Origin of the sequence: Sutterella seckii (assembly GCF_009183815.1) — a bacterium.
Classification (GTDB): domain Bacteria; phylum Pseudomonadota; class Gammaproteobacteria; order Burkholderiales; family Burkholderiaceae_F; genus Sutterella; species Sutterella seckii.
This window is the reverse complement of sequence record NZ_WEHX01000047.1, coordinates 1-17,324: the sequence shown is the minus strand read 5'-3', so window position 1 is coordinate 17,324 and position 17,324 is coordinate 1. Positions and strand designations below refer to the sequence as shown.

Annotated in this window: 18 protein-coding genes, 2 pseudogenes and 1 other annotated feature; of the genes and pseudogenes, 15 read left to right on the top strand and 5 right to left on the bottom strand. The window is 61.0% G+C overall.

Features of this window, described 5'->3' with window-relative positions:
* Positions 1–98 precede the first annotated feature (98 nt).
* The 5 genes and pseudogenes from GBM95_RS07545 (at position 99) to GBM95_RS07525 (ending at position 5,237) form a co-directional block, all read left to right on the top strand.
* Positions 99–362 carry an IS66 family transposase gene (locus tag GBM95_RS07545; RefSeq protein WP_226963221.1) on the top strand — a complete coding sequence of 88 codons (264 nt, stop codon included), beginning with the start codon at positions 99–101 and terminating at the stop codon, positions 360–362.
* A 297-nt stretch (positions 363–659) separates the two neighbouring features.
* Positions 660–2,195, top strand: coding sequence for a flavocytochrome c (locus GBM95_RS07540; protein WP_152158539.1), 1,536 nt, complete (start codon positions 660–662; stop codon positions 2,193–2,195).
* Between the two features lie 220 nt (positions 2,196–2,415).
* The gene (locus GBM95_RS07535; RefSeq protein ID WP_152158538.1) at positions 2,416–3,426 is read left to right on the top strand and encodes an ABC transporter substrate-binding protein; all 1,011 of its coding nucleotides are present in this window, start codon (positions 2,416–2,418) and stop codon (positions 3,424–3,426) included.
* A pseudogene (locus GBM95_RS07530) lies at positions 3,410–4,432 on the top strand (FecCD family ABC transporter permease). Before GBM95_RS07535 ends, GBM95_RS07530 begins: the two are co-directional and overlap by 17 nt.
* A gap of 31 nt (positions 4,433–4,463) precedes the next feature.
* The gene (locus GBM95_RS07525) at positions 4,464–5,237 is read left to right on the top strand and encodes an ABC transporter ATP-binding protein (protein WP_152158537.1); all 774 of its coding nucleotides are present in this window, start codon (positions 4,464–4,466) and stop codon (positions 5,235–5,237) included.
* Here the strand turns inward: GBM95_RS07525 and GBM95_RS07520 are convergent.
* The 4 genes from GBM95_RS07520 to GBM95_RS12665 form a co-directional block, all read right to left on the bottom strand.
* Complete coding sequence (locus GBM95_RS07520; RefSeq protein ID WP_152158536.1) at positions 5,209–5,757, bottom strand: substrate-binding domain-containing protein; 549 nt, start codon at positions 5,755–5,757, stop codon at positions 5,209–5,211. The genes GBM95_RS07525 and GBM95_RS07520 overlap by 29 nt on opposite strands.
* A gap of 104 nt (positions 5,758–5,861) precedes the next feature.
* Entirely contained in the window at positions 5,862–6,269 is a 408-nt protein-coding gene (locus tag GBM95_RS07515) for a hypothetical protein (RefSeq protein WP_152158535.1), read from the bottom strand.
* 154 nt (positions 6,270–6,423) lie between these two features.
* Complete coding sequence (locus tag GBM95_RS12670; RefSeq protein ID WP_226963220.1) at positions 6,424–7,068, bottom strand: RNA-guided endonuclease InsQ/TnpB family protein; 645 nt, start codon at positions 7,066–7,068, stop codon at positions 6,424–6,426.
* A 21-nt stretch (positions 7,069–7,089) separates the two neighbouring features.
* A complete protein-coding gene (locus GBM95_RS12665; RefSeq protein WP_226963219.1) occupies positions 7,090–7,686 on the bottom strand; it encodes a helix-turn-helix domain-containing protein in 597 nt (198 codons plus the stop codon).
* 204 nt (positions 7,687–7,890) lie between these two features.
* Between GBM95_RS12665 and GBM95_RS07505 the strand changes: the two genes are divergently transcribed.
* Positions 7,891–8,997 (top strand): DmpA family aminopeptidase, encoded by a 1,107-nt coding sequence (locus GBM95_RS07505; RefSeq protein ID WP_152158534.1) that lies wholly within the window; start codon positions 7,891–7,893, stop codon positions 8,995–8,997.
* Positions 8,998–9,072: 75 nt separating this feature from the next.
* Here the strand turns inward: GBM95_RS07505 and yddG are convergent, their stop codons facing one another.
* On the bottom strand, positions 9,073–10,041 hold the full coding sequence (gene yddG / locus GBM95_RS07500; RefSeq protein WP_226963218.1) for an aromatic amino acid DMT transporter YddG: 969 nt from the start codon (positions 10,039–10,041) through the stop codon (positions 9,073–9,075).
* A gap of 31 nt (positions 10,042–10,072) precedes the next feature.
* Between yddG and GBM95_RS07495 the strand changes: the two genes are divergently transcribed.
* The 9 genes and pseudogenes from GBM95_RS07495 to GBM95_RS07460 all read left to right on the top strand — a co-directional run bounded on the left by GBM95_RS07495 (position 10,073) and on the right by GBM95_RS07460 (position 17,235).
* The gene (locus tag GBM95_RS07495) at positions 10,073–10,456 is read left to right on the top strand and encodes a hypothetical protein (protein WP_152158533.1); all 384 of its coding nucleotides are present in this window, start codon (positions 10,073–10,075) and stop codon (positions 10,454–10,456) included.
* Positions 10,438–10,577 (top strand) — a sequence feature (His leader region). It overlaps the preceding gene by 19 nt.
* Positions 10,477–11,219: pseudogene (gene hisG, locus GBM95_RS13000) on the top strand (ATP phosphoribosyltransferase); the annotation flags it as partial. It overlaps the preceding feature by 101 nt.
* 9 nt (positions 11,220–11,228) lie before the next feature.
* On the top strand, positions 11,229–11,525 hold the full coding sequence (hisG, locus tag GBM95_RS12995; protein ID WP_404817499.1) for an ATP phosphoribosyltransferase: 297 nt from the start codon (positions 11,229–11,231) through the stop codon (positions 11,523–11,525).
* An 82-nt stretch (positions 11,526–11,607) separates the two neighbouring features.
* Positions 11,608–12,936, top strand: a complete 1,329-nt coding sequence (hisD, locus tag GBM95_RS07485) for a histidinol dehydrogenase (RefSeq protein WP_152158532.1) — start codon at positions 11,608–11,610, stop codon at positions 12,934–12,936.
* Positions 12,936–14,057: a histidinol-phosphate transaminase gene (gene hisC, locus GBM95_RS07480; RefSeq protein ID WP_226963217.1), complete on the top strand. Its 1,122-nt coding sequence runs from the start codon at positions 12,936–12,938 to the stop codon at positions 14,055–14,057. The genes hisD and hisC overlap by 1 nt, the downstream gene beginning before the upstream one ends.
* A complete protein-coding gene (gene hisB / locus GBM95_RS07475) occupies positions 14,057–15,142 on the top strand; it encodes a bifunctional histidinol-phosphatase/imidazoleglycerol-phosphate dehydratase HisB (protein WP_152158531.1) in 1,086 nt (361 codons plus the stop codon). Before hisC ends, hisB begins: the two co-directional genes overlap by 1 nt.
* A gap of 2 nt (positions 15,143–15,144) precedes the next feature.
* On the top strand, positions 15,145–15,750 hold the full coding sequence (gene hisH, locus GBM95_RS07470; protein WP_152158530.1) for an imidazole glycerol phosphate synthase subunit HisH: 606 nt from the start codon (positions 15,145–15,147) through the stop codon (positions 15,748–15,750).
* Entirely contained in the window at positions 15,747–16,493 is a 747-nt protein-coding gene (gene hisA / locus GBM95_RS07465) for a 1-(5-phosphoribosyl)-5-[(5-phosphoribosylamino)methylideneamino]imidazole-4-carboxamide isomerase (RefSeq protein ID WP_152158529.1), read from the top strand. The genes hisH and hisA overlap by 4 nt, the downstream gene beginning before the upstream one ends.
* A 517-nt stretch (positions 16,494–17,010) precedes the next feature.
* Entirely contained in the window at positions 17,011–17,235 is a 225-nt protein-coding gene (locus GBM95_RS07460; protein ID WP_152158528.1) for a hypothetical protein, read from the top strand.
* Positions 17,236–17,324: the final 89 nt, after the last annotated feature.

Below are 17,324 nucleotides of genomic sequence, written 5' to 3'. Positions count from 1 at the left end.
CCGGTCTTCGACGCCATGGACGAGCTCTACAAAGGGCTTGCCGAAACGCTGGCGAAGGAGAAGAACGGCAAGTACGTGAAGACGATCGACACGGCCGCATCCCGCTGGAAACGAACACCGTGGAACGAAGCATTCGCCCCGTGGCAATGCTGAGGAAGAACCAGAATTTCATGCAGACGCTCGACGGCATGAATGCTGTGGCGACATGCCTCTCGGCGGCGGAAACGGCCAGGCTCAACGGCATTGACCTGGAAGAGTGGCTGAACGACTATAGCGCTGCTGCCTGCAAGCACGCGTACGCGAAGGGCTGGACGCAGGCCTGCCGCGAGGGCAAGGACCCGAACAAGAAGATTCAGAAGTGACCCATGGAGAGGCTCCTCGAGGACTTCGACCGGACGCCGTGGCTGCCCTGGGAATGGAAAAAGCGGCAGTCGGCTGACTGATTGGCCCTACCACGCCTCAAGAAAAATTAAGCCGCCGGGAAACCGGCGGCTGCTGGTGCTGCCTGAAGGGCATCCCGGATCCAGGGGGTTTTTGCACCCATAGTCCAGATACGGTGCAAACCCGGAATAGACTTTTCCCTTCCAAAAAGCGCCAGACGCCTTCCCTTCGTGAGTAGCGCCGGACGCTGAGGATAGAAAAAAACAGAGGAGAGAAACATGACTCAAATCGCACGCCGCCGCCTGCTCCAGGGCGCTGCGCTTATTCCTGCCGCCGGCGCATTTGTCCCGGCCGCTGAAGCCTCCTGCGTGAATCCCATTCCCACCAAATTCAATGAAACCTACGACGTCGTCGTGATCGGCTCGGGCTTTGCCGGGCTCGCCGCCGCACTCGCCGCGCATGAAGCGGGCGCCAAGACCGCCGTCTTTGAAAAAATGGCCTTCATCGGCGGCAATTCGTCGCTCTCGGGCGGCATGCTCGCCGTTCCGGGTTCGAGCGTGCAGAAGGCTCAGAGCATCAAGGATTCGCCCGAAGCTCTTGAAGCCGACATGGAGCGCATCGGTCTCGGACTCGGCGACCCGGCGCACATCCGCTTCGTCTGCGAAAAGGCCTCGGAAACCTTTGAATGGACGCGGAAGGTTATCGGCGTCGAATGGAATGAGAACCTCACGGGCAAGGGCGGACACTCCGCCTCGCGCTGCATGATTACGAAACAAGGCACGGGGCAAGGTATTATCGTGCCCGCTGTAGCGAAGCTTAAGGCCGCGGGCGTTCCCATCCGCACGGGATGCTTCATGGAAGCGGTCCTTCGCGACGCCGACGGCCGCGTGAAGGGCGTTCGCATCCGCGAGGGCTATGTCTTCGGCAAACCCGGTTCCGGGAAAGTCAGGAACATCTGCGCAAAGCGCGCCGTAATTCTTGCCTGCGGCGGCTTCGGCGCCGACGTGCGCTACCGCAAGACCCTTGACCCGAAATTGGGCGAAGCCTTCCTCACCACCAACCAGCCCGGCGCCACCGCGGAAGCCTGGCGCGAAGCAAGCCGCATCGGCGCGCGCATCATTCAGGCCGACTGGATTCAGTGCCTCCCCTCCTGCTCGCCTCTTGAACAGGGCATGGGCATCGCCACGCACTTTGCCTCGATTTCGGGTTCGCTCTTCGGCTTCTGGCTCTCGACCCTATCGTCCTCGCGCTTCGTGAATGAATTCGGCGACAGAAAGCTCTGCACCGACGCCATTCTCACCGTCATCAACAAGGGCGGTCAGGCGCTTGCGTTCTCGGACGACGACGGCGTGAAGCATCTCGAAACGCTCCGCCCGGGGCTCTTCGCGAAGATGCTCGATGCCGGCACGGTTGAGAAGTTTGCCGACGCCGATGCGCTCGCCAAGGCCTACCGCATGGATCCCGCAAAGCTTCGCGCCGCGATTGCCGAATACAACGACAACCTCGCGAAGAAGTCGGATCCGAAGTTCGGCCGGCGCTTCGACAAGGCCGCGAAGCCCATCGGCTCGGGCCCCTACTACGTCTCCCGCATGAGCCCGAAGGTTCATCACTGCATGGGCGGGGTCGCCACCGCCATCAATACGGCCGTGCTCGACGTGATGACCGACAAGCCGATTCCGGGGCTCTTTGCCGCCGGCGAATTCGTGGGCGGCATCCACGGCGCCGTGCGCATCGGCGCCTGCGCCGTGATGGACTGCCTCGTCAACGGCCGCGAAGCCGGCATGGAAGCCGCGAAGTCCAAAGCCTGGATCTAAGATCCGGGCTCTTTTCTGAGCGTTTTTGAGAAAGGGATGCGGATTCGTCCGCGCCCCTTTTCTTTACTTCTGATCGGCATCAAGAACGCTCTCGCCCGTACTTCAGCCGTTGACGGCTCGCCTTTCCAAACATGAGAGGAGGCATTGTCCTTCGCGCCATCCCGATTTGGAATAGCGGATAACGCTTTCGTCTTTTTTGAGAAGCCTGGAAGTACTCTCTATGCAAAAACGTCTCTTCCTCCGGGGCGCCGCAGCGGCCCTCGCGTTTGCTCTTGCTTTTCCTGCCTTTGCCGACCGCGTCGTGGTGCTCCAGCACCAGACTTTGAATCTCCTCGTCCAGATGAACGCCTCTGATAAGGTTGCGGGCGTTCTCTCCTCCTGGAAGAAGAACCTCGGGCCGCAGTTCGTCCGCTTCGACAGGAAGCTTGAGACGATGCCGATGCCCGGAGACCTCACCTCCGTCAACATCGAGGCCGTTACAGCGCTCAAGCCCGATGTGGTCTTCATCGCAAACTATGCGCCGAAGGACATGATCGAATCCCTCGAGCGCGCCGGCCTCCCGACGGTTGCGGTGTCGCTGCGCCGCGATGCCAGGGATCAGAAGGCGCTCCTCAACCCGACGATGAAGGATGAGGACAGCGCCTACACGCTCGGCCTCGAGGACGGCATCCGCCTCATTGCGGACGTGGTCGACCGCAAAAAGGAAGGCGAGGAGCTCATTCGCTACACCTTTGAGAAGCGCCGCCTCGTTGACTCGCGCATCGGGAAGCTTGCCGAGAACGAGCGCGTGCGCGCCTACATGGCGAATCCCAACCTCACGACCTACGGCTCGGGCAAGTACACGGGCCTCATGATGGAGCGCGCCGGCGCCTACAACGTCGCCGCGAAGACCATCAAGGGCTTCAAGCAGGTCTCGATCGAAGAGGTGATCGGCTGGGATCCGGCCGTCATCTTCGTTCAGGACCGCTATCCGAAGGCCGTGAAGGAGATCCTCTCCGACCCCGCGTGGGCCGGCATCAAGGCCGTGAAGGACAAAAAGGTCTATCTGATGCCAGAATACGCGAAGGCCTGGGGCTACCCGATGCCCGAAGCCATGGCGATCGGCGAACTCTGGATGGCGAAGAAGCTCTATCCGGAAAAGTTTGCCGACATCGACATGACGAAGGCGGCCGACGACTACTACCAGCGCTTCTACCGCGTCCATTGGACGGCTGATGACGAGAAGCAGTAAGTCGCTCAGGGTGGCGGTCCTCGCGGCGGGTGCGATCGCCATTGCCTTCCTCTCTCTGGGCGTGGGGCGCTTCGCCATTTCACCCGGAGAGATTCTCAATGCCGCTCTCGGCGTGCTCTCCGGCATTTTCGGAGGGGCGCCGGGGATTTCAGAGAGCGCCCAGTCCCGGATTCTCTGGGAAGTGAGGCTGCCGCGCGTTCTCCTCGCCTTCTTTGCGGGCGGAGGACTTGCGCTTGCGGGCGCCTCGCTCCAGGGCGTTTTCAGAAACCCGCTCGTTGACCCGCACATCATCGGCGTCACGGCGGGGGCCGCCTTCGGCTGAGCGCTGAGCCTCCTCATGGGCGCCTCCATCCTCGTCATGATGACCGCCGCATTCGGCTTCGGCATTCTGGCGCTCGGCCTCGTCACGCTCGTAGCCTCCCTGTCCGGGCGCGACGACCGTCTGATCATCGTCCTTGCCGGCATCATCGTAGCGGGCGTCTTCTCAGCACTTGTCTCGCTCGTTCAGTATTCGGCCGACAGCGAGGAGCCCCTTCCCTCCATCGTCTTCTGGCTCATGGGGAGCTTTGCCACCGCAAACTAGCCCAAGGCCCTCGCGTCATCCGGACTCATTCTCGCCGCCGCCCTCGTTCTCATAAGGCTTCGCTGGCGCATCAATCTTCTTTCGCTTGACGACCGCGATGCGGCTTCGCTCGGCATTCAGGTGGGGTGGCTTCGACGGGGAGTGCTCTTTCTCGCCGCCGCCATCACCGCCGCTCAGGTTTCTGTGAGCGGCAGCATCGGCTGGGTGGGGCTTGTCGTCCCGCATCTCGCGCGCACGATCGCGGGCGCCGATCACCGGCATCTGATGCCCGCCTCCTTCTGGCTGGGCGCGGGCTTCATGGTGCTCGTGGACGATGCCGCCCGCACGATGACGAGCGCGGAAATTCCGCTCGGCATTCTGACGGCGCTCATCGGCGCGCCGGTCTTTGCGGCGCTCCTTCTGCGAAGCCGCAGGTTTCTCTAAAGCCTTGGCCCGTTTTTCTCCGGTGCATCAGATGACAAAAACTGCAGCACGCCCGCTCCTCACGCTTCGCAATCTTGCATTCGGCCGAGGCGAAGCGCTCTCGGCTCCTATCTCGCTCGAAGTCTCTCCGGGGAAGATTCTTACCATTCTCGGGAGTAACGGCCGCGGCAAAACAACGCTCCTCGACACGATCGCCAGCATTCTGCATCCGCTTTCAGGGGACATCTGCCGATATGCCCGCATCGGCTTTGTTCCGCAACAGTTTTCCACCACGCTCGCCTACTCGGTTCTCGACATTGTTCTCATGGGACGCGCCAGGGAGATCGGCACCTTCGAACTCCCCAAACCTGAGGATGAAGCCGCGGCCATGAAGGCGCTTCGGCGCCTCGGACTTGAAGACCTCGCCGACAGAGACTTCCGGCGGCTTTCGGGCGGTCAGCAGCAGCTCGTCGTCATTGCACGGGAGCTCGCGGGCGGGGCCGAACTTCTGCTTCTTGACGAACCCACGGCAACGCTTGACCTGAAGCGCCAGGAGACGGTCCTCTCCCTCATGGAGTCGCTGGCCGCGAGGGGCACCGGCATCATCTTCACGACGCACGAGCCGCTTCACGCCGGGCTCGTTGCCGACGACGCGCTCCTTATGCTCCCCGGGGAAAAATCTCTTTACGGAAGCGCAGACAAAATTCTCACGCCGGAGAACCTCTTTGAGGCCTACGGCGTGAGAATCGATGCAGTTGCCGGGAAAGGCGCGGGACGGCTCATTTCCGACTTTGAAATCAGGCGCGGAAACCTGCCTCAGCCATGAGGCGGAGGGCTTCCTGAGATTCAAGCCACCGACTCAGAGGCGCCGCGCGCGATGTCATGAGAAGCATCCCGTAGCGGGCGTCCACGTTTTCGTCTGTCGGGATCTGCAGCGTCCTGAAGCTCTCGGCCGGATAGTTGCCGGCATTGGACGTATAGGAAAGGAAGACGTCGGCCTTCCGCGAGAGAAGAACCTCCTTCACCGTGACGGTCTTTGCTCCCTTCCCCGACACCTCGCCGCCGACAAGCGCGCGGGATTTTGCGCGGAGGATCGACAGGAACTGCCTTCCCCAGCGCGACGTGAGGTCGAAAAGCTTTTGAGCATAATCCCCGGCCGGATCGGCATGCGGTGTCGACGTGCCGATCCGAAGTCCGGCAGTGAGAAGAAGCCTGAGCCAGAGAGGCGATTCCCCGCGCGACAGTTCGTCAACGCGCCTTGCCGCAGGCCCGCGCCTCGGGAAGACCAGCATGAGCGCATTTCCGATCCAGGGCGAAACGGAGAGGCCGATGCCGTCGCACTTCATTGTACGGCAGGGATTTTTTCGCCCCTACGATCAGCCAAAAAACATTTCAATCCACGGCCGGACCCATCAGCCGCCCATGGATGCTCCTCCCTGCTCCTCAGGCGTCACCGCCTCGCCGACTTCTCCATCCAGCTCCAGAGCGCATCCATCCAGCCTGAAAGCGTGCCGCGGGCATCCTCTCCGGCAACCCAGAAGACCAAATCCCTCCCAAGATTGAGGCCCTCATCGCCCGCGCCAGTGCCCGAGAGAATCCTGAAATCGTCCTCGCCGAAATGCCTTGATGCGCCATCATTCGCGTTGAAGACCGACGAGAAGCCCCGGTCCTCGGCATGAAGCGAATCCGAAGGGTCTTGAAAAATGAAGTGCGAGCCATGGAAATCGTCGGGCGAGCCCGGGTGATCAAAAGCAATATCGCCCGCCCTGCCGAAAGCGGAGTCCCCGCAAAAATCCATGGCGTGGTCGTCGTGCATGCCGTATGAGCAGCCGGTGAAGTCGTCGAAATCAGAGCTCATTTCTGCCTCCTGAGCGTGTTGTTTGTCGAATGACGGGAAGTTTCCAAGGGCCATGCGTCTTGCCAGGTCGCACCGAAGCATGATGAACGCTTTTTCCTCATTGAAGGCGGTTGACTTCCTCCTCGCCCTGAAGGACGAGGATTCCTGAATACGATTAACTCGTACTCCGGGTGGTTCCCGCTGATGGCGCGGAAGCACTGGGGGGATCCCCAGCACCTTCCGCACTCACTGCACGGGCGATGCGCTTTTTATCGTGTGCGCTCGGGCTCATCCGTCCCTTCGTCATCACATTGATCGAACCAACAATATCCGCGTTATTTGTGTAGCCGCAATCAACGCAGCTGAACAGCGCCTGAGTTGGACGATTGCGCTTGTCTGTGCATCCGCAATTCGGGCATCGTTGGGACGTAAACTGAGCGGGCACGGCAATTACCATGCCGCCCATTTTGTTCAGCGCTTCTTCGATGGCTGTCCGCAATGCTCTCAAGCCCATGCGCTGAAGCGCGCGGTTGAGCGCCCGCTTCTGCCTCACGTGGTTGCCGGGGTTCTCATTCGTTCCCCTGGCGCTTTTCGTCATATTGCGGAGATGCAGGTCCTCGACGTATACGCAGCCGTACTCCTGCGCGAGCGCATGCGCCGTCCTCCTGTGAAAGTCCTGTCGAATAGAGCGGATTCGCTTGTATTTCTTCTGTATGAGCTCCTTGAGCCGGCGCCTGGTCCGGCTCGGCTTTCTCTTGTCGAATTCTTCTGCCTGCCCCTTTGCGGCAAGCTTCTTTCCCGACGTCTGATTGAGCGACAGACGGCGTGAACGATGCCGACATCAATGCCGACATCCTTCTCCTTCATCACGGGATCGGGGATTTCGAACTCTGTCGCAAAGGTGACGAACCATTTGCCGCAGTCCTTCGTGATGTGAGCCTGCTTTACCTTCCCCGGAATCAGCGTTCCGTCCCCGCATTTGAACGCGAGGGGGACGGGAACGCCGGTAGCGAAGCCACCCGAGCTTAGGGAGCTTTACGCGGCCGTTGGGTTCGTCGATATCCTGCGGCTTCACCTGCTGAAGTTGGAAGCCGTCGCCGATGTCCTTCGCCTTAAATCTCGGCCAGCGCTTCTTAGCGGGATCGCCCTTCTTGCGGAAGGTATCCTTGATGGCGCGGTCAAGATCCATGAGCGTCTGCTGAAGCGCCTGGGAAGGCGCTTCCTTCAGAAAAGCCATCTCCTCAGGCTGCTTCCACTCCATGAGAAGGTGAGCCATTTCGAGATACGAGATTGACTTTTCGCTCTTAGCTTTGCGATCATTCTGCAGCTCAAGCGCCTTGTTGAACACGGCACGACGGCACCCGGCAAATCGGCTAAGCACCGAACGCCGTGCGTCGTCCGTGATCCGTTCGTACTTGCAGTTGCAGAAGATGTACATGATTCCTCTATCATACAATAATAGATCATAGAATTGATGCTTTACATTCCTTTAACCTGAGCCGCAAGGGATTTAGAGAATTCTGAAAGTAATCGATCTTCTATCGATGGGCCTTATATCCCCGTCATAAATGGCGGGGTTTTACGGCCTGTTGGATAATCCTTGCCGTCGATCAAACTTTTCTCCTTCAAAACCGGAGCATTCATGCAGTCATCCCAAACCTCACGCCGCCCCCGCGATCTCGGAATCGAATTCGGCGTTTTCCCGACGGGGCGCTTCAATGCCATTACGGACGTCGACGGCGTCCTTGTGGGGCAGGTAACCCTCGAGGACGATGCCGCCGGCATGCACACGGGCGTTACCGCGATTCGCCCTCATCCTGGCAATGTCTTTGAAGAGAAGGTCCCCGCGGGGATCTTCCTCGGCAACGCCTTCGGCAAGATGGCGGGCTACCCGCAGGTGAAGGAGCTCGGGAATATCGAAACACCGATCATCCTCACGAACACGCTCAACGTGGGCGCCGGGCTCGAGGGTGTGGTTGAATGGACGCTCTCGCAGCCCGGGAACGAGCTCGTCCGCTCCGTGAACGGCCTCGTGGGTGAAACGAACGACGGCAAGGTGAACGACATCCGCGCGCGGTTCGTGAAGCCCGAGCATGTTCTTGAAGCCCTGAGGAAAGCTTCCCCGGGCCCCGTTGAAGAAGGCTGTGCGGGTGCGGGCACCGGCACGGTGGCCTTCGGCTTCAAGGCCGGGATCGGCACCGCTTCGCGCGTACTCCCCAAGAGTCTCGGGGGCTATAAGGTGGGCGTCCTCGTTCAGGCCAACTTCGGCGGCATTCTGAACGTCAAAGGGATCGAAGCGGGCCTCGAGCTCGGCGGCTGGCCCGGCGAAAAGGAGATGCAGGAATTCCGCTCTGCCGACGGCTCCATCATGATGATCGCGGCGACCGATGCCCCGCTCGACGCCCGCAATCTCGAGCGCCTCGCAAAGCGCGCCTTCATGGGGATGACCCGCACCGGGGGCGTGGCGTCAAACGGTTCGGGCGACTTCGTCGTCGCCTTTTCGATGAATGAATCGGTCCGCGTGCGTCATACGGCGGCGAAGGGAACCCTCGAAGGCGCGCCGCTCGTGAGAAACGACGACATGACGCCGCTCTTCATGGCGGCCATTGAAGCCACCGAGGAAGCCGTCATCAATTCGCTCTTTGCCGCTCACGATGCCAGGACCTGGGACGGCAAGGTGATCCGTGCGCTTCCAGTTGAGCGGGTCCTCGCGATGCTCGACCGGGCGGGACTGCGCTCCCGCAAGTGACGCATCAGGCAGCCGCAAAAGAAAGCATTTCCCCGCACCGCTCGAGCATCCCGTGCGGGGATTTTTTTGGGCGCCCTAGGACGACGCCTTTCGGGCAGAAGCTCCTGCCGCTTCTTTTTCGTGCTTCAAAATCGGCTTCATGCCGCGCGTCGTGGCGTCCCAGCAGACCAGGGACCCCGCCACCACAAACGCCACGCCCATCCAGAAGGAGCTGTCGAGCTTCGCATTGATCCAGACCACCGCGAAGAGGCAGGAAAGGACCGGGGTAAAGTAGGACGCGAGCGCGAGAAGCGTGACGTTTCCCTTCGACATGCCGAATGTCCAGGCGGCATAGGCGCCGCCCATCGCGATCCCGCCGAAAATCACCGAGAAGATGCCGTGCTGCGACACCTCGCCCACCGTCTGCGTTCCGAATCCGCAGAGCCAGAGCGTGCCGTAGATGAGCATGTTGATGATGAAGATCACCGTGGAGAGATTGGTATTTCCGCCCCAGGCGCGCGTCATGCTCGAAAATCCCGCCCACGTGAGCGCGGCCCCGAGGGCGAGGATGTAGCTCAACGGATGCTCGAGGATGCGGTCGATGAAGCCCGCCAAGGAAAAGCCGTCGCTTCCGGCAAGAATGTCTACGATGCCGAAGAAGCCGAGGAAGATTCCCGGCACGATCCACCAGCGCGTTCTGACGCCATTGAAGAGCACGGCGAAGAGAAGCGTGAGCGAAGGCCAGAGGTAGTTCACCATCGCCACTTCCATCGTCTGCGCGCCGCCGGTGGAAAAGAAGATCGCAAGGCAGAAGCAGAGCGAGGAGGCATTTGCGGTCGGAAGGCCGATGAAGAGGTAGCGCTTGTCGACCTTCCTGAGGTCGGGGATCCCGATCGTGAAAAAGAGGCAGATTGCCGCCGTGAGGTAGAGAAGCGTCTGCCCCTGCGCGAGGCCGAACCCTTCGGCAATGCCGCGAATGAGTGAAACGCCCATGCCCCAGCAGATGGGCGCAAGAATGCCGATCATGGTGGCATGCTTAGTTAAGTCGCTCTTCATGATGCTCATGGCGGAGCCTTATCCTGGAATTGGAGGTTTGATGATGCGCGCCTTCCGCGCGGTCGATGTGTTGAGTGAGCGTAGCCTACCTGCGCGCCCGAAGAAAGGAGGATTCAAGCAATCCCTCACCGGCTTCCGGGAGGAAGGCCGCCCGCGCCGAATCGTTGTCCGGGGATGCCGCATGGGCGCCTCCCCGGGACATCTTAGGCAAAACATCCACCCCGCTTTGAGCCCACTCACGCACGCTTCGTTTACCGCGCCCGGCGGCGAAAGCTGTGGCATTATGAACCTCACCGGTAAACGACGCGGCTCTGCGCACTTCGAAAGCGCTCCCGATTCCCGTTTGCCCATGGATTTTCAAACAGACGAGACTCTTCTCATGCTGACCCTTTCTTTCCGCGGCCGCCATCACCACCACACCTGAAGCGAGACTTTCAGGCGTGGATGCTTGGAAGTACTCAAAACTTCCGGGCGCCCAGCAGAGAAACAAGGGTTATCCAGTCAGAAGGCCTCCGGAAGCAAAGCACTTCCGGGGGCTTTTTCGCATCCGCCGGACGGAAGGGAACCTTTTTCATCTTTACCAGGAAACCAGAAATGACCGAAAACAATCGTCTACGAGTCGCCATGCAGAAGTCCGGCAGACTTTCAGACGACTCTAAGGAGCTTTTTGAACGCTGCGGCATCAAGGTGCGCTACCACGAGCAGCGTCTGCTCGCGGCTGCGGAAAACATGCCGATTGAGTTCCTGCGCGTGCGCGACGACGACATTCCCGGACTCGTCATGGACGGCGTGGTCGACCTCGGCATCATCGGCGAAAACGTCCTCGAGGAAACGCTCCTCACGCGCAAGGGCCAGGGCGATCCCACGGAATTCCGGATGCTGAAGCGCTTCGACTTCGGCGGCTGCCGGCTCTCGATCGCGATCCCGCGCGACGAGGAATGGAAGGGGCTCGCAAGCCTCAACGGGAAGCGCATCGCCACCTCGTACCCGCAGCTTCTGAAGCGGTGCTTCGAGGCGAAGGGCCTCACCTTCCGTCCCTGCCTTCTCACTGGCTCGGTCGAAGTGGCGCCCCGCGCGGGCTCGCCGACGCCATCTGCGACCTCGTCTCGACGGGCGCGACGCTCGAAGCGAATGGCCTGAAAGAAGTCGAGGTGATCTACCGCTCGAAAGCCTGCCTCATTGCAAGGAAGGACGAAATGGATGCGGAGAAGGAAGACCTCGTGAAGCGCCTGTTGGTTCGCATGCAGGGCGTCGCCCGCGCGCGCGAATGCAAGTACATCATGCTTCACGCCCCGAAGGACAAGCTCGCCGAAATCACGAAGCTGCTGCCCGGCGCCGAGCACCCGACGATTCTGCCCCTCACGGGCGACGACAGCCGCGTGGCGCTCCACATGGTTTCAAGCGAAAGCCTCTTCTGGGAAACGATGGAGAAGGTGAAGGAATTAGGCGCCTCCTCGATCCTCGTTCTCCCGATTGAAAAGATGATGGAGTGATCCCCTTCGGACGGCGCAACTCCTTTCCAAAGAATTCACAAATTTTCCAAACAATCAGCACAACATTTTGGAGTCAATCAAAATGACCGAATTTGCCTTCAGCGACATCATCGACTGGGACTCGCTCGACGAAGCGGGCCGCACCGAGATCCTCCGCCGCCCTGCCGTCATGGCGGGCGAGCGCATCAGCGCCGTGGTGAAGGACATTCTCGACAACGTCGAAAAGAATGGCGATCAAGCCCTTCGCGAATATTCCGCGAAGTTCGACCGCACGGAGGTGAAGAACTTCCGGATCTCGAAGGAAGAAGTGGACGCCGCCTGGGAGCGCGTCTCGCCCGACTTCCGCGCCGCGCTCCAGAGGGCCGCAAGGAACATTGAAAAGTTCCACACGGCCGAGAAGCTCGAACCCGTCGTCGTTGAAACGATGCCGGGCGTGCGCTGCGAACAGGTGACGCGTCCGATCGAAGCCGTAGGCCTCTACATCCCGGGCGGCACGGCGCCGCTCTTCTCCACCGTTCTCATGCTCGGCATTCCGGCCCGCATCGCCGGCTGCTCCAAGGTCGTTCTCTGCACGCCTCCGCCCGTTGCCGACCAGATTCTCTGCGCCGCGCGCCTCTGCGGCATTGAAGAGATCTACCAGGTGGGCGGCGCTCAGGCGATTGCCGCCATGGCTTTCGGGACCGAAACGGTTCCGTCCGTCTCGAAGATCTTCGGGCCGGGCAACGCCTATGTGACGGAAGCGAAGCGCCAGGTGAGCCGCCGTCCCGACGGCGCCGCGATCGACATGCCGGCCGGCCCCTCCGAAGTACTCGTCATTGCCGACAAGGATGCGGACCCGGCCTTCGTTGCCGCCGACCTTCTCTCTCAGGCCGAACACGGCCCCGACTCGCAGGTCGTGCTCCTCACGCCCTCGAAGGAGCTTGCAGGAAAGGTGGCCCAGGAGGCCGCTGCCCAGCTCGCGCAGCTCCCGCGCCGCGAAATCGCGACGAAGTCCCTTTCCGCGAGCCGCCTCATCGTCGTCAGGGACCTCGAGGAATGCTGCCGCGTTTCGAACCGCTATGCGCCTGAGCACCTCATCATTCAGGCGAAGAATGCGCGCGACCTTGTACCGCTCATCAACAACGCGGGTTCGGTCTTCCTCGGCGAATGGTCTCCCGAATCGGGCGGCGACTATGCGACCGGCACGAACCACGTGCTTCCCACCTACGGGTGCGCCGCGGCCTACTCGTCCCTTGGTCTCGCCGACTTCATGAAGCGCATGACGATTCAGGAAATGACCGCGGAGGGCTTCTCGGGCCTCGCCGAAACGATCGCGATCCTCGCGCACGCCGAAGAGCTTGACGCCCACAGGAATGCGGTGCTCGTGCGCATGGCGCGCCAGAGTGCCGAAAAAGCGAAGGGAGGTTGCTGATGGCAAGGCGCACTAAAGACCTGATGGAGAACCCGGAGCGCCTTGCGCGCCCCGAGGTTCAGGCGCTCACGCCCTACCAGTCCGCCCGCCGCATCGTGGCGGCTGCGGGCGGCCGCGGCGACGTCTGGCTCAATGCCAACGAATCGGCGGAATCGGACGAATACGCCCTCAGAAACGGGCGCTTGAACCGCTACCCGGACGCGCAGCCTGCTGAAGTCATCGCGCGCTACGCGGCCTATGCCGGCGTCTCCCCCGAATCGATTCTCGCCACCCGCGGCGGCGACGAGGGGATCGACCTTCTCGTGCGCACCTTCTGCACGGGCGGGCGCGACGCTGTACTGCAGTTCCCGCCCACCTACGGCATGTATTCCGTTTCAGCCGAAACCGCCAACGTGCGCGTCGTGAACCTCACGACGTCTCCCGAAAACGGGTGGACGCCCGACGTGAAGGCCCTCGAAGCGGCGCTTGAAAAGGACCCCTCCATTCAGGTGGTCTTTGCCTGCTCGCCCAACAACCCGACGGGGAATCTCCTTTCTCCGGAAGTCGTGAGCGACCTCATCGACGCAACCCGCGGGCGCGCGATTCTGGTGCTCGACGAAGCCTACATTGAGTTTTCGCCCGAGAACACCGCGATCGACCGGCTCGAGCGGGCGCCGCACCTCGTCATCATCCGCACGCTCTCGAAGGCCTTTGCGCTCGCAGGCATCCGCTGCGGTTTCCTCATCGGAAACCCCGCCGTGATCGGGATGATCAGGAAGGTGATCGCTCCCTATCCGATTCCGGCCCCGGTGGCGGACATTGCCGAACAGGCGCTCTCCAACAAGGGCATCGCCCGCATGAAGACGCGCGTCGCGGCGACCCTTCGCCGCCGCGAGGAGCTCGCCCGGGCGCTTGCCGCGCTCCCCGGCGTCCTTGAGGTTTCGCCCTCGGCTTCGAACTTCCTCCTTGTGCGCTTTGCCGAAAGCGCCCGCGTCTTCACGGGCCTCTGGGACCGCGGAATCATTCTTCGCGACCAGAGCCGTCAGCCGACGCTTGCGGGCGCGATCCGCATCACGGTAGGCACCGACGAGGAGAATGCGCTTCTTCTCGCGGCGCTCACGGAACTCCTCGGAGAATACTGATGGCTGAACGAATCCTTTTTGTCGACCGCGACGGCACCATTCTCGAGGAGCCCGAGGACTATCAGGTCGACGACTTCAAAAAGATGCGCTTCGTCGAAGGCGTTCTCCCGGCATTGAAGGCGCTCAAGGACGCCGGCTGGAAGCTCGTCATGGTCTCCAACCAGGACGGCCTAGGGACGTCATCCTTCCCGACTGAAACCTTTGAGGGTCCGCACAACCTCATGATGCAGATTCTCGAAAGCCAGGGCGCGAAGTTCGACGAGGTCCTCATCTGCCCGCACATGCCGGGCGACGGCTGCGCCTGCAGAAAGCCCGGCACCGGGCTCGTGAAGAAGTACCTTCGCCGGGGCGCCATGGATCGAAAGAACTCCTACGTGATCGGCGACCGCGAAACGGATCTGAAGCTCGCGGAAAACATGGGGCTCGCCGGCATCCGCGTGGGTCCCGAGGGCGAACCCTGGCGCGCCGTGGAAGCGCGCCTCCTTGCAAGCCTCCCTCAGACGCCGAAGACCGACCGCCACGCGGTGGTTGAAAGAAAAACGAAGGAAACCGACATCCGCGTTGAAGTCTGGCTCGACCGCGAGGGCGAAAACGAGATTTCAACCGGCATCGGCTTCTTCGACCACATGCTCGAGCAGATCGCTCAGCATGGCGGCATGCGGCTTCACCTTAAGGCGAAGGGCGACCTCCAGGTCGACTGCCACCATACGGTTGAGGATACGGGGCTGGCGCTCGGCGAAGCCATCAGGCTCGCGCTCGGCGACAAGCGCGGCATCCGCCGCTTCGGGTTCCTCCTTCCCATGGATGAGGCCCTCTGCCGGGTTGCGCTCGACATCTCCGGCCGTCCCTGGCTCACCTTCAAGGCGAAGTTCAAAAACCAGTTCGTGGGCGACCTCGCGACCGAAATGATCGAGCACTTCTTCCGCTCCTTCTCGCAAGCGATGGGGATCACGCTCAACATGAAGGCGAAGGGAAAGAACGACCATCACGTCGCCGAATCGCTCTTCAAAGCGCTCGGGCGCACGCTTCGCGACGCGAAGCGCATTGAAGGTCATGAACTTCCCTCTTCGAAAGGAGTGCTCTAAAGATGCGGGTCGTCATTCTCGATACCGGCTGCGCCAACCTCCTTTCGCTTGCCCGCGCAGTATCGCGCCTCGGAATTGACCCCGAGGTCACGCGCGATCCGAAGCTCGTCAAAGCCGCAGACCGCGTGTTTCTCCCGGGCGTCGGCACGGCGCGCGCCGCGATGGCGGAACTGGAAAAGCGCGAACTCCCCGATCTCATCCGGTCCTTGACGCAGCCCGTTCTCGGGATCTGCCTGGGCGAACAGCTTCTCGCGAAACGAAGCGAGGAAACGGGCGGGGTCGACATGCTCGGCCTTATTCCGGCAGAAGTCCGCGAACTCAGAGTCGGCAGTCTCCCCCTTCCGCACATGGGCTGGAACCGCGTCTTCCCCGACGACTCGCCCATGGCGAAGCACCTCTTCAAAGGGCTCCCCGCAGGCGAGTGGTTCTACTTCGTTCACAGCTACGCAATGCCCGTGAATGAATGCACCATCGCCCGCGCCGAGTACGGCGAACCCTTCACGGCGGCAGCGGCCAGAGACAACTTTGCGGGCGTTCAGTTTCACCCGGAACGCTCGGGCAAGGCGGGCGCCAGACTTCTCGCCAATTTCCTCGGAGTTGAACGGTGATCATTCCAGCAATCGATCTTCTTGAAGGCCGCGTCGTGCGACTCCACCAGGGCGACTACAACGCCTCGAGGGACTATGGCGACGAGGCGCTCCTGCGCCTTCAGAGCTACGAAAAGGCGGGAGCGAAGCTCCTTCACATCGTCGACCTTACGGGTGCGAAGGATCCGGCACGCCGCCAGATTCCGCTCCTCAGAAAATGCCTCGCGGGTCTCAATGTACCCGTCCAGACGGGCGGCGGCGTGAGAACCGAAGCCGACGTCCGCGCGCTCCTTGATGCCGGCGCCTCTCGCGTCGTCGTGGGGTCCACTGCGGTAAAGGATCCGGAAACCGTCAAGGGCTGGATGAAGACCTACGGGCCCGAAGCAATCGTCCTCGCGCTCGACGTGAGGATCGATGAGACAGGCCGCCGCCAGATCGCCGTGAGCGGCTGGCAGGAGAATTCGGGCGTTCTCATTGAGGACCTGATCCGCGAGTATCTTCCCGCGGGACTAAAGCACGTACTCTGCACCGACATCTCGAAGGACGGGACGCTTGCCGGAACCAATGCCGGTCTCTACCGGACGCTTTCGGAAGCGTTTCCGCAGGTGGCCTTTCAGGCTTCGGGCGGCATCGGGTCGCTTGACGACGTGCGCGAGGCGGCCCGCTCGGGCGCGGCCGGCGTGATTGTCGGACGCGCGCTCCTTGAAGGGAAGTTCACGGTGGAAGAAGCCGTTCAGTGCTGGAAGGAAGTACGCGGGGATTGATTTCTTCGCTCTTTGCTTCCGTCTATCTATGAGGCCGGTGACGTTTGGTGAAGCATTGCCGGCCTCTTTTTTCTGCTTTGTGGATAGATGTGGCTTCAGCTTCATTTTCTTTTTAGTTATTAATTAAACTTGTTATAACATGTATTTTGGCTCGTAGCGGAATTGAAGTACTACAACCCTGATTGAGTACCCTCGTTTCCTAGGCTCGATCATCCTATGCATCCCTCTGAAAATCAGTGCTTTCGAGGACAAGTACATCATTTAATGACGCATTTATTAAACCAAGGGAAGCGTAGCCCCAGGGGGTTTAACTGGAAAGATTTGGGAGGTTGCAGACCATCCCTGTCAATTTGCGAGGATGCCTTCCTAAAAACCCGCTCTACCTATAGTCCAGATACTTTCCTTTCTCGTGGAGCCTATTCCTGAGTGTTTGTCCGATCTTCAAGAGTCGAAGGCAGAGGTCTAAGCTGTCGAACGACTGCTCGCAGTCATTCGACAATCTGCTCTGGAGGATCAAATGCTAAAGTCCAAATGCATGCTTGCGGCCGCCATCGGTATGGCGATCGCCGCGTTGTCGCTCAATGCCCAAGCCTGTTCGACGGTCGTCGTCGGGAAGGATGTATCTGCCACCGGCCAGATCATCGTTGGGCACAACGAGGACAATGACCTTCGCATCGTTACGAGCCAATATTGGGTGCCCGCCGCTGACCACAAGGCGGGGGAAACGATCACGTACCGGTGAATGTCAAGTGAGCTTTCGCCGATTTTGTTCTTAAAAAGTAGGTTGTAGTCTGAGCTCAGTGAGGGCTTTGCCCTCTCCGCCTTCGGCGG